At 60.7% G+C, this 224-nt stretch carries 1 protein-coding gene; it reads right to left on the bottom strand.

The annotated features are described in order from the left end of the window. The coding region (locus AC3A4Z_RS22655) for a hypothetical protein (protein WP_498714564.1) at positions 1–224 on the bottom strand (224 nt) is incomplete at both ends.

The raw sequence follows: 224 nt of genomic DNA, 5'->3' as shown, positions 1-224 counted from the left end.
CACACGTTCCCGGAATTCACATCGTTCAGGACCACCAGGTCCCGGTTCACCCGGAAAACATACGACGGCGACGCACTCGCCTTCGGCACCTCAACGTTCTTATCATCAGCATCATTCGTGCAGTCACGGACATACTTGTTCGCACCGGACCACGCCGCATGCACACACCCGCCCAACTGCACCGGCGCCGCCGGAACACCCTCACCACCAAACGCCACCGCCTT

The organism is Arthrobacter sp. Soil_C_49 (assembly GCF_057656635.1).
The sequence above is the reverse complement of the archived record's forward strand: the minus strand, read 5'-3'. Positions and strand labels throughout refer to the sequence as shown.